Raw genomic sequence first — 21,538 nt, 5'->3', positions numbered from 1 at the left:
GCAATCCCATTTGCACAATTGGAGACAATTAATGAATATTAATATGAGTGTTATTCCTGGTGGAAAAACAGGGAAAGTTGGAAAGATTAGTATTAAAAAAGGTGATAAAATAAGCAAAGGCGATATCCTAGCTCAAGTTGAGACTGGAAAAGGAAACAAATCTATTAAAGCAACAGAGTCAGGCCTTATTTCTAAAATATTAATTGATGAAGGTGATGAAATTTCATCTAAACAATTAATGTTTGAATATGAAGCAATTGAAGATAACTCAAAAATAAATAATGACAATCAAATTGAATCACAAGTAAAAGAAAAAACTATAAAAAAAATAGAGAGTGAATTACTAATCATAGGTTCTGGTCCTGGAGGATATGTTGCAGCAATTTATGCAGCAAAGAATGGAATGAAAGTCACAATAGTTGAAAAAGAAAACTTAGGGGGGACATGTTTAAATGTTGGCTGTATTCCAACTAAAGCACTTGTAAAATCATCTGAAGTCTGTCATACACTGAAAAACTCCAAATTATTTGGAATTGAAAACTGTAATGATGTGATAGTTAATATGAAACAAGTTATTTCTCAAAAACAAAAAGTTGTTAATAAGCTTGTTTCTGGAGTAGATTTTTTAATGCAAAAAAATAATATCCAGGTTCTTAAAGGTGTCGCTTCATTTGTTTCTGAAAATCAAGTATCAATAAAAGGAAAAGATGAATATTTAATTAATGCAAAGAATATAATAATAGCAACAGGTTCGAAAATTTCAAAAATCAATATTCCAGGACTTGATTTACCATTTGTTATGGATAGCACATCAGCTCTTACTTCAACAGATCTTCCAAAATCAATTACAATTATTGGTGGTGGTGTTATCGGAATGGAGTTTGCATTTATTTATAAAAATCTTGGTGTAGAAGTAAATGTTGTTGAATTTATGGATAGACTTTTAACAATGGTAGATAAAGAAATTTCAAATGAAATTAAAAGAATTGCTATTGATGAAGGTATAAATATTTATACTAGTTCTAAAGTTAAAAAAATTCAAAAATCGAATACTAATCAAGCAATAATTACATTTGAAAGCCAAGATGGGGAACATTTATTAGTTAGTGATAAAGTTTTATCAGCTATTGGAAGAGAGCCAAATTTAGAGTCATTAATGATTGAAAATTCAAAAGTAAAACTTAATGAAAATAAAAGAGGCATAGCTGTAGATTTAAATATGAGAACAAATGTTGAGAATATATATGCAATAGGGGATGTTACAAATATTATACAACTTGCACATGTAGCTTCACATCAAGGAATAGTTGCAGTTTCAAATATTATAAATGAATCAAAGAAAATGGATTATAAAGCGGTCCCTAATGTAATCTTTACGAAACCAGAAATTGCTAGTGTTGGTTTAAACGAAGATGAATGTAAAGAAAAAGATATAAATTATAAAGTAAGTAAATTTAATTTTATGAGTAATGGTAAAGCTTTAACAATGAATGAGACTGAAGGCTATATTAAACTAATAAAAGATAATGATAGTAATAAGATAATTGGAGGAACAATTATTGGAGCAGAAGCTTCTTCATTAATAAGTACAATTACTTTAGCAATTTCTAAGGGTTTAAATGATCATGAAATAAAGGAAACAATATTTGCACATCCAACAACTTCAGAAGTAATTCATGAAGCTGCTTTAGGTTTAAGCATAGGAGCATTACACGAATAATGAATAGGGTATATTTATCAAAAGAAATTGATCCATATTATAATGTAGCAACGGAATATCAATTATTAACTGAAGCAACAAATGATACTTTTCTTTTTTTGTGGCAAAATAATCCAACAGTTATCTTTGGCAGAAATCAAAATATTTTTGCTGAAGCTGACATTAACTATTTAAAAACAAATAATATATTACCTGTTAGACGTTTTTCAGGAGGAGGTGCAGTATTTCAAGATTTAGGTAACTTAAACTTTACTTTTATTACAAAAGAAAAAAATTCTAATATTGAAAAATATCTAACAGTAATTAAGAATGCAGTATCTTCATTTAATATAGATTGTTCTTTTAGTGGTAGAAATGATTTGCTTAGTAATGGTAAGAAGTTTTCAGGACATGCTTATTTTACAAATGATGATAACTATCTTTATCATGGGACAATAATGCTTGATGTTAATTTAGATATGCTAACCAAGGCGTTAACACCATCCTTCTTGAAATTGAAATCTAAAGGGATTGATTCTGTAAGAAGTAGAGTAATAAATTTAAAACAAGTTAATAAAGAAGTTGATAAAGAAAAAATGGTTAATGCTCTGTTTGACTCTTTTCTTAATGAATTTGGTGATGTAGAAAAGCCAATAATAATCGACAAAGAATCCTTTAAAGCCCCAATGTATAATACAATTAAAAATGATCAATGGATATATGATGAATCACCTCAATACAGTATTACTATTGAAAAAAAAGTTTTTGATGGAAATGTTAGTGTTTCTGTTGATGTTGAAAATGGGAAAATAGTGAATATAAAAATACTTAGCGATAGTATTTTAATCTATAATTATGATAAATGTGAAAAAAAATTAATAAATACAGAATTTAAAGAAGATATTATATTTAACTATATAGAAAAATTTATGCAAGACAAATATAATAAAAAAGATTATTAGAATTATTAATGTAATTTTAAATTTTATATTAGGATTGGTAAATATATGTTTAATCTAGATGACTGTTTTGCATTAATTACAAGCAGAAGTGGAAAAGTTTTTGCAAAAGTTTTGGATGAGGAGCTTCTCACCCATGGTATACCAAGGACTGAGTGGATAGCTATGTATTATATTTATAATAGCGAAAATATTACTCAAAAAGGTTTAGCTGATAAAATGTCAGTTAGAGAGCCAACCATTGCAAGAATGCTTCAAAAAATGGAAAACAATGATTTTTTATTAAGAATTGGTAGTGAAGAAGATAAACGAATTAAATACTTAAGCTTAACTAAAAAAGGAGAATCTTTGTTTTTAAACTTATTGCCAATAGTTGAAGAATTTAAAAAGAATACTATTCTAGGTATCGATGAAAAAGACCTTGAAATATTTTCAAAAGTTTTAAATAAAATGATAGAAAATTCATTATCATTGAAGATTGATTTGTAACAGATAATAAGATATAGAAAAAATAGGAGGAGGGGTTTTAACCAACCCTTCCTCATTTGCATATGATAGAAAATTTATTTCATAAGATGAATTAGATTTAAAATTATTTTTTCAATTAGTAGATAGACGGTATGAAAAGAGAAGTACAATAATTACAACCATTATTCACTTTGGACAAAGGGATGAAATCTTTGGTGATTTTGTTATCGCTGATGCAATTTTAAGCAGATTATTGCACAACTCAAAAGTAATAGCATTAATGGAACTTCATACAGAATGAAGAATTATTTGAAGAAAGAAGAAGATTAAGAAAGCAACATTCTTATCTCATCACTTTCTAGCATTATTAAGGCTCTTTCCATTAATTGGGGAATAGTTGTAATTTTCAGCAATTAATATCTTATTTCTAAGAGTGTCAAATTTGCATCTACCATACATTATTCTCTTAATAAATTTTATTTTATTAACTGTTCCATCTTGTAATCCATTATTATATTTTACATTAATTGCATTTGTTACTGCTGTTATATCTCTTTCTATACCCCTTTCAAAACTATTTAGTTCAGGTATATTTAAAGCTTTCACTTTATTTACCCATTTCTTAAAATTAGTTGTGCTTTTGGTTTCAAATATTGCTGATTGGAACCATTTTATTCCTTTTGAGAATTGATTATTCCAAGTCATAGTTGACTTCCCTGATTGTCGTGATCCTGTTAATATGACTACTGAAAATAGTTTGCTTGAAGAAATTAGTTTAGAAGATAGTTTTCTTTGTATTATTATAATTAATAGCACTTTAATTTGGTGAAAATTTCAAGTACAAGTTGAAATATGCACTATTTAAATTTTATAATGTAAGGAATTGATAAAAATAGCTGTTTTTTATATACGATAAATATTTATTAATATTTTAAGTGGTAGTTTAGATGAATACTGGTGGTAGGTTATTTAGAGAATATTTAATATAGGCTCATCTAAATCTTAACAATGGTTTTTTGATTGAAAAAACAAAGTAATAGTTAATTTTAATACTAATTTGTTAAACTCTTTTTGATTAGTTATTACAATAGATTTATTTTTAACTAATTTATAATAATTGAATGAAGCATTCTTTTTAAATCGGACACAATCAAATCACAAAGTTTGTAACTTCCGCCTTTAAGACACCAATCTATAATAGCTCCTCTACCAATTCGAAGACATAATTCAGCTATTTCTTCAGGGTCTGTATCTTTTTTAAAGTAACCAGTTGATATCCCTTCTTTAAGAGTTTCAACTAATGTTATATATAGATTTCTATCATGACTGTAAGAGTAATCAGGTTTAGATGATATTATTTGATAGTAAGATCCAAGCATTAAAACATAGCCAAGCTCTTCTTGCATAATGCATGCAGATTGTTCAAGTATACCAAGTATTTTATCAATTGGAGTATTGAACTCTCTTTCATCCAAGCATTCAAATATTCTTTCATCAATTATTTGATAAGTTTCGTCAATAATACTATCTTTTGAAGAAAAGTAATGGTAGAAAGTTCCAAGTGATATATCGGCCGCTTTACATATTTCTTTAACTTTAACTGAGTTATAACCCCGCTCTTTAAACAAAGCCATTGCTGTTTCTGATATATGCCATTTCTTATTTACGGCTTTTTGTTCACGGTTACTCAATATACTCATATGTCAAATGATAGCAAATTATTAATTAATCGTAAAGACAAATGAAAAAAATCCATTTTATAGATAAAATTTTTTTTATTTAATTTAAATCAATAAATTTTTATTGACTTTTCAAATAACTAGTCGCATAATAATCTAGAACGTCGTTCTAGAACTTTGTTCTAGAATTAAGTTCTAATTAATTTTTCTTATTACTTTGAGGTTTATATGAGTACTATCAAAAAAGATGCTAAATTACCATCTTCTATCAAATTACTGCTGTTTTTAGCACTATTTACTTTATCAGCACTGCTTACTATGTTTCAGCCACTTTGGGCAAACATACCACTAAACATTATTATCCCTGCATTATTACTAATTTTCATGGAAATGGTCTTTTTTGAAAGACTAAAGCTTTCAACACTTATATGTATGAGATTACTTGTTGTTGTTACTATCTTCGGATTATTTTCAGGAACAACATGTGTCAAAATCGTATTAGTTTTATGGATGATTAATATTTTAGAAGCTACAATTACAGATTTAAGCAAAAAACATTATTTAAATTCTATAACTGGTTTTGTATTAACTATTTCTTTATTTACATTCTTTACAAAACAAAATTTAGCTTCCTGGAATGGGATTTACTATTCTTTATTCTACAATGGAACAGCTGGAACAATTTGTTGGATAATAGCCTATACTCTTTGGAACTGGGATTTTGTAAGCTATGATTTCCCACCATCTATTGCAAAACTGCATTTAGCAGTATTAGCATCCCCAATTGTAGGTGCATTACTTACAGGTAATCCAGGTCTTTGGTTTATTTTAAGGGGAAATAGTCTTACAGCCGCAGGAGTAACTGAAATTGCTTTTAAAAAGAAAATTGATAAATCACTTGAAAGTGAAAGAATGACAAACTTTGTTGAAAAAGTTCACGCTTTCCCAATTCAATTATCTCTTATGATAATAAATGTATTGTTAGTAGCAATACCTGCCTTTGTTCTTTAAAAAAGACCCGTTAAAAAGAATCATCTAAAGATATTAGATGAGAATCAATTCGTTATTTATTACTGATTATTAAAACAGAAATAAGAGGAGAAATATATATGAATCATTATGATGCAATTATTATAGGTGCCGGAAACGGCGGACTTTCTGCTGCAACTAGATTAGCTACAAGTGGAAAGAAAGTTTTAGTTCTAGAAAGACATAATATTCCTGGTGGATGTGGAACTAGTTTTAGAAGAGGGCAATTTGAATTTGAAGTTGCACTTCATCAACTTTCTAGTATGGGATCCCCTGAAAAACCAGGAGAATTAAGAAAGCTTTTTAAAGAATATGGAATAGAAGATAAAATAGAATGGATTCCAATTAAATCACTATATCAAGTAAACCTTCCAAGTGGTAGAAACCAATCTATTCCAGCAAATAGAAAAGAAGCAGAAGAAGAATTATGTAAACAATATCCAAAAGAAAAAGATAATATCTTAAGATATTTTAAAACAGTTTATGATTTCCATAATCAAACTAATGCTTTTACACAGATGCAAGCTAATTCTACAAGCAATCCAAGCGAAATAAAGAAATTTATTGTAAAAAGTGTTTTTGCTAAAAAATTCCCTGTATTAGCAAAGTATGCAATGAGTAGCACACAAGAAGTTCTAGATGAATTCTTTGAAGATAAAGAACTTCAATTATGTTTAAGTGCTTATTGGTGTTTCATGGGAATGCCTCCAGAAAGATTCCCTTTCTCAATTCTTGCAAGATGTACAGCAATTTATATTGATGATCATCCTTATTATGTTAGAGGTGGTTCTCAAGTAATATCACAGGCATTAGCAGATACTGTGCGTGAAAACGGTGGAACAGTTTTATATAACTGCGGTGCAAGCGAAATTGTAATCAAAAATAAAAAAGCTTGCGGTGTAATTGATGAAAAGGGTAGAGAATATTCTTGTGATGATATTATTTCAGGTATTTCACCAATCGATACTTATTTCAAGTTAATTAAAAAGGAAGAAGTTCCTAAAGATGCTAGAAAATACTTATCAGCATATACTGTTGGTATTTCTGCACTTATTTGTTATATGGGTCTTGATTGTACACCAGAAGAAATTGGGTATACAGATTCATTTAATCTTACTTATGATAATCTTGATTGTAATGAAGTATTCCAAAAAGCTTATACAATAATGCCAGAAACTGATCCTATCATTAATACTTGTTATACAGTTGATGATCCAAAAGTATCACCAGAGGGAACAAGTGTTATATCCGCAGGTACATTAAAATTTGGTAAACCTTGGATGGAATTATCGCCTGAAGAATATCATAAAACTAAGTATGAAGCTGGAAATATGATTATTGACAGATTAGAGAAAATGTATCCTGGATTACGTAGTCACATTGAAGAATTAGAAGTTGCAACACCTCTTACATATATGCACTACTTACACCATCCTGAAGGTTCAATTTATGGATTTGAACAAGATTTAAAATCAACTGTATTCTTCTTCCCAAGAGAAGATCAGGTAGAAAATCTTACATTTGCTAATGGCTGGGTTAATATTTGTGGATTTGGTCCTAACTACATGTATGGTGCACAAGTTGCTGACAAAATTCTTAAAAGGGAGATAAAATAATGGCTGATTTAAAGAATATGATTATTTCATCTATGCCTCATGGTAAAGATATATTACAAGAAATAGATGATAAGAGAAAAAGTGGTACTAATTACCAACTAGAAATTGGAAAAGTAGAAGCTATTGTTGGTAAATACCATAAAAATAGTCTTTCTCTTGTTGTAAATAAAATTATTGAACATGGAAAACTTGCTAGAACTATTCGTTTAACTTCTAAAGATGGTGTTTTACCTATATTTGAAGCTGGTCAGTATTTAAATATATTTACTGAAATTGAAGGAGTTAGAACATCTCGTCCTTATTCAATCTCATCATCTCCTCTTCAAAGAGCTTATTATGAAATTACTATTGCTAGAACCAAGACTGGATTTGTTTCAGACTTTTTATTAGACAATGTTAAAGTAGGCGATGAATTTGTAGCTAATGGACCAGCTGGTTCTTTCCATCATAACCCAATTTTTCACAGTAAAAAGAGTGTAATGATTGCAGGTGGAAGTGGTATTACTCCTTTTATGAGTATGTCTCGTGAAATTTTTGATAGTCGTCTTGATAGAGAAGTCCATTTAATCTATGGATGTCGTAATAGCGAATCTGTTTTATTTAAAGATGAACTTGAAGCACTTGCTAAAAACTATAAAAACTTCACTTTTAGTTTAGTTTTATCTGAACCTGAAGAAGGCTTTAAAGGAAAAACAGGATTTATAGATGAAGCTTGTATTACATCATTAGTAAACGATATTAAGGGAAGTACATTCTATATTTGTGGCCCACAAATTATGAACGACTTTGTTGTTAAAGCTCTGTTATCTCTAGATGTAAGAAAAGCTATGATTCGCCGTGAAATGTTTGGCAGTAGACAAGATATTCAAAATGAACCTGGTTGGCCTTCAGAGCTTAGTGGAAAAGAAACTTTCACAATCACTGTTGATGGTGATAAAAAGATACCTGCTCTAAGTGGTGAGAGCATTTTAACTTCATTAGAAAGAGCAGGCGTTAAAATGAATGTATGTTGTAGAAGTGGTGAATGTAGCCTTTGTCGTGTTCAACTTACAGAAGGTAAAGTTTTTCTTGCAAAAGGAATGTTACTAAGATATGCAGATGAAAAGTTTGGATATATCCATTCTTGTAAAGCTTATCCAATTACAGATGTAAGTATTAATTTATAAAAATTTAAAATATAAATAGAAGGTAAAAAAATGTTATTTTTTGAATCACAACCTCTATCAAACTGGTTGATGTTATTTTTAGTGTTTGGAGTTTTGTTATTACTTAATGAAATTTGTCGTAGAACAAAAACTGGAGGAATAATACTATTAATTGTTGTTCCTTTGCTTTTAACACTATTTGTTTGGCCAAAAACTACAAAGGGGACTAGTGTAGATGATTGGTTCCACTATGCAAAAGTATACTCTTCTCTTGCAGGTTGTATTGGCTTCTTTCTTATTAGACACATTAAAGGTGCAACTGAAAAGAAATGGGTACTAGTATTTCCACCTCTAATTCTAGCTGTAAATATATTAGAAGCTGTTGCTAGAGACTTTGAAATTGGTGGCCTTGGTTTAACTGCACAAATTTTTGATGGTATGATGATGACTAGTGGTCCTTGGAATTATCTAAATGGTATTGCTGGTATTTTAAATATAATCACTATTACTGGCTGGTTTGGAATAGTAATTAGTTCTTCAAAAAGCAAAGACATGCTTTGGCCTGATATGTGTTGGTTCTGGATTGTAGCTTATGATATTTGGAATTTTGCATATACTTATAACTGTTTAGGTGATCATGCTTGGTATTGTGGAGTAGCTTTACTACTTGCTCCAACTTTAGCAGCATTTACCTTCAAAAAAGGAGCATGGTTACAACACAGAGCACAAACTCTTGCTTTTTGGTGTATGTTTGCAATGACCTATCCTTCCTTTATTGATGAATCTAGATTTGCTGTTCATTCCACACAAAATACTTCAGCATTAATGATTGCTAGCACTCTTGCTTTAGTTGCTAATGTTGCTGTATTTGTATTTATGATTTATAAGGTAGTAAAAACAAAGAGAAATCCTTATTCATCTGAACTTTATACTGATTTATCTTGTTATAAAGAAGTTAAAAATGATGCAATGCCAGTTTAACTAAAATATATAATTTTATTTAAGTTGACAATTTATACCTCCTGTAGTTTTAATCTATGGGAGGTTTAATTTTATCTGAATCCATTTTTCCCTCTAGTTTATAACAATAGCGGAGTTTGTTAACGTTGAAGAGAAAACTTGAGGTATGTAGTTCAAATTATTATTTCTTGAGAGACTGAATCCTAATTTGATAAATATAAAATCTGAAATTTTATATAATGAAGTTATTTTGAATTTTTATTACAATTACGATATAATAAACTAGGTATAATTATTTTCTATATAACGAATTATATAATAAAAAAATAGTTTTTGTTTGACAACTTATAAAAATATTATTAAACTAAAAGAAATATTTTTTAGGAGAAACTAAATGAAAAAAAATAACAAATCATTTTTACTATTTATTTTAATGATAATTTTTGTGATTTCTGTAACAGGATGTTCGTTGGGTATAAGCTCAAGTCAAATTAATCCTCCAAGTTGGATTATTGGTACTTGGTCGGAAAGTACTGATACTTTAGATTTTGAATTTTCTAATGATGATATAATACAAGAATCAGTTGGTATAAAAATTGATTATAAAGAAGCATTAGAATCAGATTCTTTGTCAATTTCAAAAGAAACAAGTACTGATTCCAAATATTCAATAACTATGAGTGATTCATCAGATACATCTACTTTATCTTTTGAAAAAGTATCTGATACAAAGTTAAATTATTCAGTTTCTTCTTCCGGTGTAACAGTTGGACCTATAGAATTAACAAAAGAATAATTTATTAATTATAATTTTGAGAAGAATATTCATATATTTATTTTCGATTAAAATAGTTAATTGTAAAATTTTATTACTATTTGCATTAGTAGTATTTTATACAGATTTATTTTGTTATATAGAAGTTAAAAATGATGCAATGCCAGTTTAACTAAAATATATAATTTTATTTAAGTTGACAATTTATACCTCCTGTAGTTTTAATCTATGGGAGGTATAATTTTTATAGTATATTTAGATATTGAATCTAAAAAAATATAGAGGTAAAAATAAAATAAACTTAACTTAAAACTTTATGGTATAATGAATTTATCAATATGATGTAACTAATAAAATAATTATCATAAAGGAGTTTGATATGAAAACAGTTGTAGTTGTAGGTGGTGGAATTTCTGGACTAAAACTAATTAAAGATCTTTCTAATAATAAAGAAATAAAATTAATTCTTATCGAACCGAAAGATTATATAGAAGTTCCATATGCACAATTAAGAGCATTAGTAGAACCACAAACTTTTTCTCCTAAAATTAGAGAAAAGTATTCAGTCCTTATTAAGAATGTTCAGCATATAATGACAAAGGCAAAAAAAATAGATGATAATAAACTCATTTTAGCAAATAAAGAAGAAGTAAGTTTTGATTATCTAGTAATTGCAACTGGTACAAGTTTTAGAAATTGGCCTTATTTGAAAAGTAGTGTTAAAAATATTGAAAAGAGACAAAAAGAAGTAGAGGAGTCTGCTCTAGAATTAGAAAATGCCTCTTCTGTCCTTATTATAGGTGGTGGATCTGTTGGAGTAGAGTTAGCAGGCGAAATTGCTTATAAATATAAAAATAAAGAAATAACAATAGTAGATAATAATCCTAGAATTTTAAATGGATTAAATGAAAAAATGACTAAACGTTCAACAGAAATCTTAAATGATATGGGTGTTAAAATCATTAATAATACTAGATTGATAAAAGATAAAGAAGGTTTTTATAAAGATAAAACTGGTAAGAAATATCAAGCAGATATAATTTATCAAGCAGTGGGTGTTAATATTAATTCTAATTGGGTAAAGACCTCTAATATTCCTCTAAATGAAAGAAAAGCTATAGAAGTTGAACCTGATTTAAGGGTTAAAGGATATAATAACATTTTTGCAATTGGTGATATTAATGATGTTCCTGAGTTAAAACTTGGAGCACTAGCTACAATGCAAGCAGGTTTGACTGCTAAAAATATCGTAAAGCTAATTAATGACCCTGAAAAGCCTTTAAAAAAATATAAACCCTCTAAACCTATGAGTTTTATTCCTATTGGTAAAAAGTTAGGAGCTGTTCAACTTCCTTTTGGTCATCCTCATTTTTTAATCTCAATAAAACAAAAAGATTTATTTGTTTCTAGAACTTTAAAACATTAATTACTTTTTTTCTTATCATTTAAGTTGCTTGAAATATGAATATATATATCAAGTAAATAATGTAACTTTTTAAAGATTTAAACTCGGTTTCAATAATTAATTGAAGCCGAATTTTTATTTTTTTTATTTTACAACTGTTTTTATTTTAAATATCTTTTTTAATTATATCTATTACTATAAAGAATTTATCCTTTTTTTGTTAGGTAAGAAATTTTTTTTTGTATATTAAAACTTTAGTATAGGTATCTAAATATTTCATTTTATAGTATTATATATTCAAGCACGGATTAAAATTACATAAAAAATCTTGTAACTGTGAAATTGTGTAATATGGGGAATTAATACGATTTAAGTATTAATATTGAGAGTTAAATTTTATATTTTTACATGAGTAAAAAATATATCTTTTGAAAAGTTTAAATAGTATTTAGCTTAACTAAATATACTATTTAAAAGGTTGGTGAAATGTATGAAAAGTAAAATAAATTACAGTTATTTTAAAGTTGTAATAGTTGGATTGTTACTACTTTGTGTTTCTTTATTTGTAAGTTGTTCAAAGAATGATGAAAAAGAAATGACTGATACAAAGACTTATAAAAAAGTAGAGACTTCTAATGTTGTTGAAGAAAAAGAACCTCTTATAGTTGTAATGGAATTAGCATATCCCCCTTTTGAAACAAAAGATGTTAATGGTAATCCATCTGGTATAAGTGTAGATTTTGCAAAGGCTTTTGGAGAGAGTTTAGGACGTGAGGTAAAAATTGTAAATACAGCTTGGGAAGGTTTGATTCCATCTCTTCAAACAGGAAAAGCGGATATGATAATAAGTAGTATGACAATTACAGAAGCTAGGGGTGAAGTTGTTGATTTCTCACTTCCTTATGCTAATTCTTTATTAGGTATTTTAGTTAATAAAGATTCTAAAATAGAGAAAGCAGAAGATTTAAATTCTAAGGGAATGAAGATTGCGGTAAAAGCTGGATCAACTGGTTTTATATATGCAAAAGCAAATATGACTAATGCTCAAATTATTACTTTAGCTGACGAAAGTGCTTGTGTTACTGAAGTATCCCAAGGTAAAGCTGATGCTTTTTTCTACGACCAACTTACAATATATCGTAATTGGCAAAAACATATAGATACAACTCGTGCAATATTTGTACCGTTCCAAGATACTGAGAAATGGGGTGTTGCTGTTAAAAAAGGTAATGAAGAATTACTCAATCAGATAAATGATTTTATTCCAGAATTTACTAAAAATGGGGGATTTGATGAATTATCTGAAAAATACCTAAAAGAGGAGAAAAAAGCATTTGAGGAGTTAGGTTTTAAATGGTTTTTCGATCTAACTTAAATAAAGTAATTAATGCTTTTTTTGCCGCTCTTATAGTAATAGTCTTAATATGGATTTCTGTATTAAGACTTGGTATTGCTTTTGATTTTTCTTTTGTTGTTGAATATAGAAGTAGGATTTTACAAGGCTTTACTATGACAGTATTATTAAGTCTTTTTGGATTTGTACTTTCATTATTTATAGGAGTTGTTGCAGCTTTATTTCAAAATGGAAAAATATTGTTTTTGAAGTATATCTCTTCTATATATATTAATTTTATTAGAGGTACTCCATTAATTATGCAAATCTATTTATTTTATTACATCATTGGCACAGCTTGGGGTGTTGAAAATAGGTTTGTTTCTGGAGTTTTGATTTTATCAATATTTGAAGGTGCATATATTGCAGAAATTATCAGGGGTGGAATTCAAGGGCTTGAGACGACTCAATTAGAGGCTGCTAAAGCTGTAGGATTTAATAGAAGACAGACAATTCGATTGGTAATTATACCTCAATTGGTTGCTAGAACTTTACCTCCCTTGGTAGGTCAATTTTCTTCAATAATAAAAGATTCATCTCTATTATCTATTATAGCAGTCATAGAATTAACTCAATCTATTAGAGAATTATCTGCATTGAATTTTAGACTATTTGAAAGTTATTTATTCTTAGGTGTATTATATCTTTGTTTGACACTCCCTTTAGCTTTGATTGGTAAAGTGCTAGAAAAACATTATAATTATGAAGTATAGGGGAGTTAAATATGAGAATAAAAATTAATAATATGTCACATAGCTTTTTAGATAATTCTGGTAATATGAAACAAGTATTATCTAATGTTAATTTTGATGATGATATTTCAACTCTTTCATTAATAGGTCCTTCTGGTGGAGGAAAATCAACACTTTTAAGAATTCTTGGTGGATTGATTAAACCAACTACAGGCGATTTCTATATGGAATGTAAAAATACCGGGTTTGTTTTTCAACAAAACGGATTATTTAAACATTGGACGGGACTTCAAAATATTACAATTCCTCTTGAAAAAGTTTATGGATATAGTTCTAATGAAGCTAATCAAAGAGCTAAGGAATTATTAGATAGATTTAATTTATTTGAAGATTCTTCAAAGTATCCATCTCAGTTATCCGGTGGACAACAACAACGTATAGCAATTGCTAGAGCTGTAGCTCCACGTCCTGATTTATTATTTTTAGATGAACCAACTTCTGCTTTAGATCCAGAATATACTGTTGAAGTTCTTGATATGATCGAGGAGTTAAAAGAAGAAGGATTGAATTTCATTATAGTAACTCATGAAATGGGATTTGCTAAAAGGGCTTGTGAAAAGACAGGATTTCTAGGTCCCCCTGATTCAAATTCAGGAGCTTGTTTATTAGAATTTGGAAAAAGTAAGGATGTTTTTGAGAATCCTAAAAATCCTATAGTAAAGAATTTTTTAAATAAAATTCTTATGTGGTAAATATAACTTTTGACAATTAATTAAAAAGGAGGCTCAATAGAGTCTCCCATTTTTTAATAATTTTTGTAAAATTTATCCAAGAGCAACATCTAAAATCATCATTATAATAAAACCAAATGCTAGGGATATTGTTGCAAGGTCTGAATGTTCTCCTTTTTTAGATTCAGGGAGTAATTCTTCAACTACTACATAAATCATAGCACCAGCTGCAAAGGATAAAAAGTAAGGTAAAGATTCTGTTATAGCTTGTGTTAGTAAAATTGTAATTATTGCTGCAATAGGTTCAACTACACCTGACATAGTTCCAAGGAGAAAAGCTTTTGATTTAGAAGCTCCATCTGCTTTTAAAGGCATGGATATAACAGCGCCTTCTGGAAAATTTTGCAGTGCAAGACCAATTGATAAAGCTAAAGCTCCAGATGTAGTAATTAATGAATTATTAGCTAATATACCGGCAAAAACAACTCCAGCAGCCATTCCTTCGGGAATATTGTGTAGTGTTACTGCAAAGACTAACATAATTCTTCTCTTTAAATGTGAATGTAATCCTTCTGGATGTTTACTCATTGAGTGAAGATGTGGAATTAATCTATCTAATAATAATAAAAAGAAAATACCTGTTAAAAAGCCTACAGTTGCAGGTACCCATTCAATAATATTTTGAGAGGCAGCCATTTCTAAAGAAGGTAGCATTAGAGACCAAATAGAAGCTGCAATCATTACTCCTGAGGCAAAACCTAATAGTATTTTATGTAAGTTAGGATTTAATTTTCCTCTCATAAAAAAGACCATTGCAGAGCCTAAAGTTGTTCCTAGTAGAGGAATTGTTAATCCAATTATTATTATATTATTCATTTAAATTATCCTTGATGGGTTTTTGCTATTCTTTCCTATCTTATAGATTTATTCATTATTGTCAATAATAGATAGATGAAGTTAATATAATTCAAAATATTGAATAGCAAAAAAATATAAAATTATATAGGGGAAATAAATAAATCTTTCTTTATGTAAATATTAATAATAAGTTGTAAATTCTAATTATCACTGATTGATATTAAATTAAACAATTTTAGTTATTATTAAAAAGGAATTTAGATATATAGGATTTTAAAGTTGACCTATAGAAATACATTGCATTATATTTTTAATAAGAGAGGTACTAATGGCAGAAATAAATGAAGCAAAGAGAGTACTTATAATTGAAGATGATATAGAGATTTCTAATGTTGTTGCACTAAATTTAGAAAGCAATGGCTTAAAAACAGAGCAGGTTCAAGATGGCCTGTTAGCCTTTAAACGTGCAAAAAATGAAAAATTTGATTTAATTATTCTCGATATTATGCTTCCAAGTCTTGATGGAATTAGTATTTGTAAAAAACTAAGAGAAGAAAAAGTTATCACACCTATTCTAATGTTAACAGCAAAATCAGATGAAATAGATTTAGTTTTGAGTTTAGAATTAGGTGCTGATGATTATATGAGGAAACCTTTTAGTATGAGAGAGCTTTTAGCAAGAGTTAAGGCTCTATTAAGACGTTCTGAAAAAACTAATAGTAAAATTGAAGATAAAAATAATGAAATTTTATATTTTGGTGATTTAGTTGTAGATTATAAAAAACATCAAGTAACTCTTAGAAATGAAATACTTAATTTAACTGTCAAAGAATTTGAGCTTCTTGATCTTTTTATAAGAAACCCAGGAAGGGTATTTAGCCGTTCTGATTTATTAAATACAATTTGGGGATATAATTTTGAAGGTTATGAACATACTGTTAATACTCATATTAATAGACTTAGAAATAAGCTTGAAAAAGATCCGTCTAATCCTAAATATCTTCTAACTGTTTGGGGTTTAGGATACAAATTTTCAGAAGAGGTATAAAATTTATGATATTTCGTTCTTTTTATGCAAGATTATCAATTCTTTTCCTTTTTTTAGTTTTTATATTAGGCGGGGTATCTCTTTTTATAGCATTTGATGCATCCACTCATCTTTTTGATGAAGTTGATCAAATAATAAATAGAGAGTATGCAGCTAATATTTCAAATGAATTATCAGTAATTTTAGAAGATGATCCAACAGGTGAAAAAATAAAAGAAGCTATACATTATATGATGGTATTAAATCCTAACGTTGAAATTTATTTAGTTAATTCTGATGGACTTATACTTAGTTATTTTACAGGACCTAACAAAACTATTGTTCGAAATAAAATAGATCCAATACCTTTAGAGTTGTTTCATGCAAGCCAAGGAAATGAAGCAATTAAAGGGGATGATCCTAGAAGTATAGATGATAAAAAACCTTTTTCTGCTGCCCCTATGCAAATAGATGGAAAACCTGGGTGGGTATATGTAATATTAAGAGGGCAAGGTTTTGATTCAACTCTTGCATTAGTAAAATCTAATTATTATATCAGATCAGGATTATCGACATTTTTATTAGCTCTGCTTTTTACATTAATTGCAGGACTATTCTTGTTTTTCATTCTTACAAATCGATTAAGACAACTTAATGAAGATGTAGAAATTTTTAAAGAAGGGAAATATGACCATAGAACAGAAATAAAAGGGAATGATGAGCTAGCTCAGTTTGCTAGCACTTTCAATGAAATGGCAAATTCTATTGAAGACGGTATTTTAAAATTACAAGAATCTGATCAACAAAGAAGTCAACTTATTGCAAATATTTCACATGATTTAAGAAGTCCTTTAACATCAATTAGAGGTTATCTCGAGACTCTTCTTTTAGAAGAAAATAATATAAGTGAAAAAGAAAAAAGAGAATATGTTGAAATTACACTTCAAAATGTTGCAGGTTTCCAAAGATTGGTTGAAGAGTTACTTGATTTAGCACGATTTGAATCTGGACAAATTAAACTTAAAAAGCTCTTTTTTTCTATAGCGGAGCTATTACAAGATGTTATTTTAAAGATGCAAGGGCAAGCTGCTTCTAAAAATATAACTATTATTTATAATCCAGATTCTAAATATCCATCTTTTGAGGGAGATATAGGGTTAATAGAGCGTGCTTTTACTAATATTGTTGAAAATGCAATTGAACATACCTTAGAAAATGGAGTAATAAAAGTTGAATTATCAATTGATAATGGTATGTATCATATATCAGTCTTAGATAGTGGACCTGGTATTTTAGAAGAGCATTTACCTTATATTTTTGAAAGATTTTATAGAGTTGATAAGAGCCGTAATAGACAAAGTAAGAGTACAGGACTTGGCCTTGCTATTTCAAAAGAAGTAGTTGAGTTACACGGTGGTTATATAAAAGCTAGTAATTCTGATGAAGGTGGAGCCTTATTTATTATAACATTACCTAATATAAGTTAATCTTTATTTTATCTTTTGTGACACTTTTGTGATATTTATCTTCTATCTTGTGTGTAGGAGGTAACGATTATGAAAGCGTTAACCAAATTAATTATAATATTATTAACAATAAGTACTCCTATTTTTGCAGGAGGAAATAAAGAAACAAATATAGAAAGTGAAAATTCAATGATGATGATGGTGCAAGATTCACCAAGTCAAAATGAAAATTCAGAAGTTTTTATAGAATATCAAAATTTAGAACAATCCAAAATGATAGCAGCTGAAGCTCCAACTGTACTTTTCTTTTATGCTAGCTGGTGCCCAACTTGTAGAAATGCACGCGAAGATTTTATTAAGAGAAGTAACGATCTTAAGAGTTTAAATCTTATTATAGTAGATTATGACAACTCAACAGATCTTCAAAAAAGATATGGTGTTACATATCAACATACATTTGTTCAGATAGATGAAAAAGGTGATGCTTTATCTAAATGGAATGGTGGATCTACTAATAAGCTTTTAAATAATGTAATAATGGAGGATGGATCATGATGATACTAGCCTTTTTTGCATTTTTATCCGGTATAGTAACGATCCTCTCTCCTTGTATTCTTCCTGTCCTTCCTATTATTCTCTCTGGAACAGTAGGGGGGAAGAAGAAGCCTATTGGTATCGTTGTTGGTTTTATAGTAAGTTTCAGCCTATTTACATTAGCTCTTTCTGCTTTAGTTCAGGCTCTAAATATATCAGTTGATACACTGAGAATTGTAGCAATTGTAATAATTATATCTTTTGGAATTACTTTGATGATTCCAAAATTACAATTAGCACTAGAGAATCTGCTCTCTAAAGCAACTCGAAGAAATGGCTCATCTAATAGAAATGGATTTTTCGGTGGGACAATTACAGGATTAAGTCTTGGTTTAGTTTGGACACCTTGTGTAGGTCCAATTATGGCTTCTGTAATTAGTCTAGCTGTAAGTCAGCAAGTGGATGGTGGAGCAATAATTATTGTTGCAGCCTATTCATTAGGTACTGCAATTCCTATGTTATTAATTATGGCTGGAGGAAGAAAATTAATAAATCACTTCCCTAAAATAACAAGTAAAACTAAAGAAATTCAACGATTCTTTGGAGTTATCATGATTGTAGCTGGGCTTATGATTGGATTTGGCCTAGATAGAAGTTTTCAAACATTAATTTATAAAGTATTTCCAAATTATGGAACTAATCTTACTACATTTGAACAAGGAAAGTTAGTACAAGACGCCTTAAATAGTCGTGATAATAATGATGAGAAGATTGATGATTTTAATTGGTCTCTCTCTAATCAAACAACAGAGATTTCTAATTATGGGAAAGCTCCTGAGTTAATTGCTAAAGGACCTTGGATAAATACAGAAGAAGATATTTCAATGGAAAGTTTAGAGGGTAAAGTTGTTCTTATAGATTTTATGACTTATAGCTGTATTAACTGTGTTAGGACTATTCCTCATTTAAGTGAATTATATGAAAAATATAAAGATTATGGATTAGAAATTATTGCAGTTCACACCCCTGAATTCCCTTTTGAAAGAAATGAAGAAAATGTTAGAGAGGCAATAAAAGATTTAAAAATAAATTGGCCAGTTGTTCAAGATAACGACTTCTCTCAGTGGAATGCCTATAACAATAGATATTGGCCAGCTCAATTTTTCATAGATAAAAATGGTGATATTAGATATTTTCACTTTGGTGAAGGTGGATATAATGAAGCAGAAAATGTAATAAGAACTCTTTTAGAAGAAAATGGTGCAAATCTAGATGTAAAGAAAGATATAAAAAAAGTAGATGTTTCTTTTAGTAAAAGAACTCCTGAAATATATTTAGGATATGCAAGATCAAAGTACTTTGCTTCAAAAGATGATAGTTATCAAAGAGATGCGATAACTTTATTCGAAAAAGAAAAATATTTAGAAAAAGGTGAGTGGACACTAGGTGGTGAATGGATAATCAGAAATGATTTTATTGAAATTGATGGAAATGGAGAGGTAGAACTTCTCTTTGAAGGGAAAGATATTTTTATAGTTATTGAGCCCAAAAGTGAAGAGAGCAGAATAATTGTAGAGATAAATAATAAGATACCTAAAGATACATTAGATGTCATAAATGGGGAGCTTCAACTTGATAGTAGTAGGCTATACCATTTAGCAAGTTTTGATAACTCATATGAAAAGTTACTGAATCTTAAGATTTCAGGTCATGTAAGACTCTTTACATTTACCTTTGGTTGATTAGATAAATATTAAATTTATCTAATCAATGATATATAGAAAATAATCTGTTTCAAATGGATAAAACTATTGGAGAAAATAAAATGAAAGATAGACAATTAAGACTAATACTAATATTGTTAGTAATCTTAGTAATTACACCATTGTATATAATATCTAGAGGAAATAAAGAAGATACTAATAAAGACACTAAAATATATATTGAAGAAAGTGATGCACTTTATCCAACAAAATTAGAAAATGGTACATGGGAGAAACCATCTCTTGATGAGCTAAGTCAAAGCCTTACAACAATGCAGTTTAAAGTAACTCAAGAAGATGGGACAGAGCCCGCCTTCCAAAATGAATTTTGGGATAATAAAGAAGAAGGTATCTATGTAGATATTGTATCTAATGAACCTTTATTTAGTTCTAGTGATAAATTTAAATCTGGAACAGGTTGGCCAAGTTTTACAAGACCTATATCTCTTGGAAACATAGTTGAAGTTGTTGATACAACATATGGTATGAAAAGAACAGAAGTAAGAAGTTATTTTGGTGATTCCCATCTTGGGCATGTGTTTTCTGATGGACCTGATCCCACAGGACTAAGATATTGTATCAATTCAGCATCACTTAGATTCGTAGCAAAAGAAGATATGGTAGAAGAAGGATATAGTGATTTATTATATCTTTTCAGTGAAGATGAATCACCATTAATTATTAGAGATACACTTCCCCCTTTAAATGAGATATCTGAAAATAGAGATGTAAATACTGCAGTATTTGCAGGTGGATGTTTCTGGGGTGTTGAAGCTGTATTTGAGCAACTCTATGGAGTTCTTTATGTAGAATCTGGTTATAGTGGTGGTAGTGAAGAAAATGCTAATTATAAAGATGTTTCATCAGGAAAGACTAATCATGCGGAAGCAGTTAGAATAGTTTATGATCCAACTCTTATTGATTATAATACTTTGCTAAAAGTTTTCTTTACAGTTGCACATGATGCAACTCAACTTAATTATCAAGGCCCTGATAAAGGTCGCCAATATAGATCAGCTATATTTTATACGGATGAAACTCAAAAGATAGAAGCAAAAGATTATATATATAAACTTAGTGAGGCTGAATTTTATGATGATGACATTGTAACTAGAGTTACAGAGCTAAAAGCTTTCTATCCAGCTGAAGAATATCACCAAGATTTTTTAATTAATAATCTTTATCATCCTTATATAATTAATTGGGATATTCCAAAATTAGAAGATTTAAATAATACTTATCCCGAATTACTTGAAGTAAATAATCCTAGTACTTATAAAAAAGTAAATAGTTTGATTGATATTAATGAATTAAGGTAAGGCCTCCTTAATTTAATATA

General features: G+C 28.8%; 20 protein-coding genes and 1 pseudogene. 18 read left to right on the top strand and 3 right to left on the bottom strand.

All coding sequences use genetic code 11. The features are described 5' to 3' along the window. Positions 1 to 31: 31 nt before the first annotated feature. The 4 genes and pseudogenes from lpdA to ACPKM0_RS08750 form a co-directional block, all read left to right on the top strand. Positions 32 to 1,720 (top strand): dihydrolipoyl dehydrogenase, encoded by a 1,689-nt coding sequence (lpdA, locus tag ACPKM0_RS08765; protein ID WP_472475211.1) that lies wholly within the window; start codon positions 32 to 34, stop codon positions 1,718 to 1,720. Next, complete coding sequence (locus ACPKM0_RS08760) at positions 1,720 to 2,661, top strand: lipoate--protein ligase (RefSeq protein ID WP_472475210.1); 942 nt, start codon at positions 1,720 to 1,722, stop codon at positions 2,659 to 2,661. Before lpdA ends, ACPKM0_RS08760 begins: the two co-directional genes overlap by 1 nt. A 45-nt stretch (positions 2,662 to 2,706) precedes the next feature. Next, positions 2,707 to 3,147: a MarR family winged helix-turn-helix transcriptional regulator gene (locus ACPKM0_RS08755; RefSeq protein ID WP_472475208.1), complete on the top strand. Its 441-nt coding sequence runs from the start codon at positions 2,707 to 2,709 to the stop codon at positions 3,145 to 3,147. 109 nt (positions 3,148 to 3,256) lie between these two features. Further along, positions 3,257 to 3,427, top strand: a pseudogene (locus tag ACPKM0_RS08750) (ATP-binding protein); the annotation flags it as partial. Positions 3,428 to 3,477: 50 nt separating this feature from the next. Here the strand turns inward: ACPKM0_RS08750 and ACPKM0_RS08745 are convergent. Beyond that, positions 3,478 to 3,831 (bottom strand): transposase, encoded by a 354-nt coding sequence (locus ACPKM0_RS08745; protein ID WP_472475206.1) that lies wholly within the window; start codon positions 3,829 to 3,831, stop codon positions 3,478 to 3,480. Positions 3,832 to 4,229: 398 nt separating this feature from the next. Then, entirely contained in the window at positions 4,230 to 4,826 is a 597-nt protein-coding gene (locus ACPKM0_RS08740) for a TetR/AcrR family transcriptional regulator (RefSeq protein WP_472475204.1), read from the bottom strand. 207 nt (positions 4,827 to 5,033) lie between these two features. On the opposite strand from ACPKM0_RS08740, the gene ACPKM0_RS08735 reads away from it, so the two are divergent. The 9 genes from ACPKM0_RS08735 to ACPKM0_RS08695 all read left to right on the top strand — a co-directional run bounded on the left by ACPKM0_RS08735 (position 5,034) and on the right by ACPKM0_RS08695 (position 14,572). Then, on the top strand, positions 5,034 to 5,816 hold the full coding sequence (locus ACPKM0_RS08735) for a hypothetical protein (protein ID WP_472475203.1): 783 nt from the start codon (positions 5,034 to 5,036) through the stop codon (positions 5,814 to 5,816). Positions 5,817 to 5,914: 98 nt separating this feature from the next. Beyond that, on the top strand, positions 5,915 to 7,450 hold the full coding sequence (locus tag ACPKM0_RS08730; protein WP_472475201.1) for a phytoene desaturase family protein: 1,536 nt from the start codon (positions 5,915 to 5,917) through the stop codon (positions 7,448 to 7,450). Further along, positions 7,450 to 8,616, top strand: a complete 1,167-nt coding sequence (locus tag ACPKM0_RS08725) for a flavin reductase family protein (protein ID WP_472475199.1) — start codon at positions 7,450 to 7,452, stop codon at positions 8,614 to 8,616. Before ACPKM0_RS08730 ends, ACPKM0_RS08725 begins: the two co-directional genes overlap by 1 nt. A gap of 30 nt (positions 8,617 to 8,646) precedes the next feature. Further along, a complete protein-coding gene (locus ACPKM0_RS08720; RefSeq protein WP_472475197.1) occupies positions 8,647 to 9,576 on the top strand; it encodes a DUF5692 family protein in 930 nt (309 codons plus the stop codon). Between the two features lie 373 nt (positions 9,577 to 9,949). Continuing rightward, positions 9,950 to 10,351, top strand: coding sequence for a hypothetical protein (locus tag ACPKM0_RS08715; protein WP_472475195.1), 402 nt, complete (start codon positions 9,950 to 9,952; stop codon positions 10,349 to 10,351). 358 nt (positions 10,352 to 10,709) lie between these two features. Continuing rightward, positions 10,710 to 11,756 carry an NAD(P)/FAD-dependent oxidoreductase gene (locus ACPKM0_RS08710; protein WP_472475193.1) on the top strand — a complete coding sequence of 349 codons (1,047 nt, stop codon included), beginning with the start codon at positions 10,710 to 10,712 and terminating at the stop codon, positions 11,754 to 11,756. A 469-nt stretch (positions 11,757 to 12,225) separates the two neighbouring features. Further along, positions 12,226 to 13,110, top strand: a complete 885-nt coding sequence (locus tag ACPKM0_RS08705) for a transporter substrate-binding domain-containing protein (protein ID WP_472475192.1) — start codon at positions 12,226 to 12,228, stop codon at positions 13,108 to 13,110. Beyond that, positions 13,089 to 13,841 (top strand): amino acid ABC transporter permease, encoded by a 753-nt coding sequence (locus ACPKM0_RS08700; RefSeq protein WP_472475190.1) that lies wholly within the window; start codon positions 13,089 to 13,091, stop codon positions 13,839 to 13,841. Before ACPKM0_RS08705 ends, ACPKM0_RS08700 begins: the two co-directional genes overlap by 22 nt. 11 nt (positions 13,842 to 13,852) lie before the next feature. Continuing rightward, positions 13,853 to 14,572 carry an amino acid ABC transporter ATP-binding protein gene (locus ACPKM0_RS08695; protein ID WP_472475188.1) on the top strand — a complete coding sequence of 240 codons (720 nt, stop codon included), beginning with the start codon at positions 13,853 to 13,855 and terminating at the stop codon, positions 14,570 to 14,572. Between the two features lie 72 nt (positions 14,573 to 14,644). On the opposite strand, the gene ACPKM0_RS08690 is transcribed toward ACPKM0_RS08695, so the two are convergent. Beyond that, entirely contained in the window at positions 14,645 to 15,427 is a 783-nt protein-coding gene (locus ACPKM0_RS08690; RefSeq protein WP_472475187.1) for a ZIP family metal transporter, read from the bottom strand. A 310-nt stretch (positions 15,428 to 15,737) separates the two neighbouring features. On the opposite strand from ACPKM0_RS08690, the gene ACPKM0_RS08685 reads away from it, so the two are divergent. The 5 genes from ACPKM0_RS08685 (at position 15,738) to ACPKM0_RS08665 (ending at position 21,518) form a co-directional block, all read left to right on the top strand. Continuing rightward, positions 15,738 to 16,457: a winged helix-turn-helix domain-containing protein gene (locus tag ACPKM0_RS08685; protein WP_472475185.1), complete on the top strand. Its 720-nt coding sequence runs from the start codon at positions 15,738 to 15,740 to the stop codon at positions 16,455 to 16,457. Between the two features lie 5 nt (positions 16,458 to 16,462). Continuing rightward, the gene (locus ACPKM0_RS08680) at positions 16,463 to 17,923 is read left to right on the top strand and encodes a sensor histidine kinase (RefSeq protein WP_472475183.1); all 1,461 of its coding nucleotides are present in this window, start codon (positions 16,463 to 16,465) and stop codon (positions 17,921 to 17,923) included. A 69-nt stretch (positions 17,924 to 17,992) separates the two neighbouring features. Next, on the top strand, positions 17,993 to 18,457 hold the full coding sequence (locus ACPKM0_RS08675) for a thioredoxin domain-containing protein (protein ID WP_472475181.1): 465 nt from the start codon (positions 17,993 to 17,995) through the stop codon (positions 18,455 to 18,457). Further along, a complete protein-coding gene (locus ACPKM0_RS08670) occupies positions 18,454 to 20,178 on the top strand; it encodes a cytochrome c biogenesis protein DipZ (RefSeq protein WP_472475179.1) in 1,725 nt (574 codons plus the stop codon). Before ACPKM0_RS08675 ends, ACPKM0_RS08670 begins: the two co-directional genes overlap by 4 nt. Before the next feature lie 83 nt (positions 20,179 to 20,261). Continuing rightward, positions 20,262 to 21,518, top strand: a complete 1,257-nt coding sequence (locus ACPKM0_RS08665) for a bifunctional methionine sulfoxide reductase B/A protein (RefSeq protein ID WP_472475177.1) — start codon at positions 20,262 to 20,264, stop codon at positions 21,516 to 21,518. Positions 21,519 to 21,538 lie beyond the last annotated feature (20 nt).

It is taken from the genome of Pleomorphochaeta sp. (assembly GCF_050031695.1).
GTDB lineage: Bacteria > Spirochaetota > Spirochaetia > Sphaerochaetales > Sphaerochaetaceae > Pleomorphochaeta.
This window is presented reverse-complemented; position numbering and strand designations above follow the sequence as displayed.

Excerpts from the sequence above, each read along its gene's own strand:
- ACPKM0_RS08695 (WP_472475188.1), top strand. The coding sequence starts at position 13,853 with ATGAGAATAAAAATTAATAATATGTCACATAGCTTTTTAGATAATTCT.
- ACPKM0_RS08680 (WP_472475183.1), top strand. The coding sequence starts at position 16,463 with ATGATATTTCGTTCTTTTTATGCAAGATTATCAATTCTTTTCCTTTTT.
- ACPKM0_RS08760 (WP_472475210.1), top strand. The coding sequence starts at position 1,720 with ATGAATAGGGTATATTTATCAAAAGAAATTGATCCATATTATAATGTA.
- ACPKM0_RS08665 (WP_472475177.1), top strand. The coding sequence starts at position 20,262 with ATGAAAGATAGACAATTAAGACTAATACTAATATTGTTAGTAATCTTA.
- ACPKM0_RS08745 (WP_472475206.1), bottom strand. The coding sequence starts at position 3,831 with ATGACTTGGAATAATCAATTCTCAAAAGGAATAAAATGGTTCCAATCA.
- ACPKM0_RS08715 (WP_472475195.1), top strand. The coding sequence starts at position 9,950 with ATGAAAAAAAATAACAAATCATTTTTACTATTTATTTTAATGATAATT.
- ACPKM0_RS08725 (WP_472475199.1), top strand. The coding sequence starts at position 7,450 with ATGGCTGATTTAAAGAATATGATTATTTCATCTATGCCTCATGGTAAA.
- ACPKM0_RS08755 (WP_472475208.1), top strand. The coding sequence starts at position 2,707 with ATGTTTAATCTAGATGACTGTTTTGCATTAATTACAAGCAGAAGTGGA.
- ACPKM0_RS08730 (WP_472475201.1), top strand. The coding sequence starts at position 5,915 with ATGAATCATTATGATGCAATTATTATAGGTGCCGGAAACGGCGGACTT.
- ACPKM0_RS08690 (WP_472475187.1), bottom strand. The coding sequence starts at position 15,427 with ATGAATAATATAATAATAATTGGATTAACAATTCCTCTACTAGGAACA.
- ACPKM0_RS08720 (WP_472475197.1), top strand. The coding sequence starts at position 8,647 with ATGTTATTTTTTGAATCACAACCTCTATCAAACTGGTTGATGTTATTT.
- ACPKM0_RS08740 (WP_472475204.1), bottom strand. The coding sequence starts at position 4,826 with ATGAGTATATTGAGTAACCGTGAACAAAAAGCCGTAAATAAGAAATGG.
- ACPKM0_RS08700 (WP_472475190.1), top strand. The coding sequence starts at position 13,089 with ATGGTTTTTCGATCTAACTTAAATAAAGTAATTAATGCTTTTTTTGCC.
- ACPKM0_RS08685 (WP_472475185.1), top strand. The coding sequence starts at position 15,738 with ATGGCAGAAATAAATGAAGCAAAGAGAGTACTTATAATTGAAGATGAT.
- lpdA (WP_472475211.1), top strand. The coding sequence starts at position 32 with ATGAATATTAATATGAGTGTTATTCCTGGTGGAAAAACAGGGAAAGTT.
- ACPKM0_RS08710 (WP_472475193.1), top strand. The coding sequence starts at position 10,710 with ATGAAAACAGTTGTAGTTGTAGGTGGTGGAATTTCTGGACTAAAACTA.
- ACPKM0_RS08705 (WP_472475192.1), top strand. The coding sequence starts at position 12,226 with ATGAAAAGTAAAATAAATTACAGTTATTTTAAAGTTGTAATAGTTGGA.
- ACPKM0_RS08735 (WP_472475203.1), top strand. The coding sequence starts at position 5,034 with ATGAGTACTATCAAAAAAGATGCTAAATTACCATCTTCTATCAAATTA.
- ACPKM0_RS08675 (WP_472475181.1), top strand. The coding sequence starts at position 17,993 with ATGAAAGCGTTAACCAAATTAATTATAATATTATTAACAATAAGTACT.
- ACPKM0_RS08670 (WP_472475179.1), top strand. The coding sequence starts at position 18,454 with ATGATGATACTAGCCTTTTTTGCATTTTTATCCGGTATAGTAACGATC.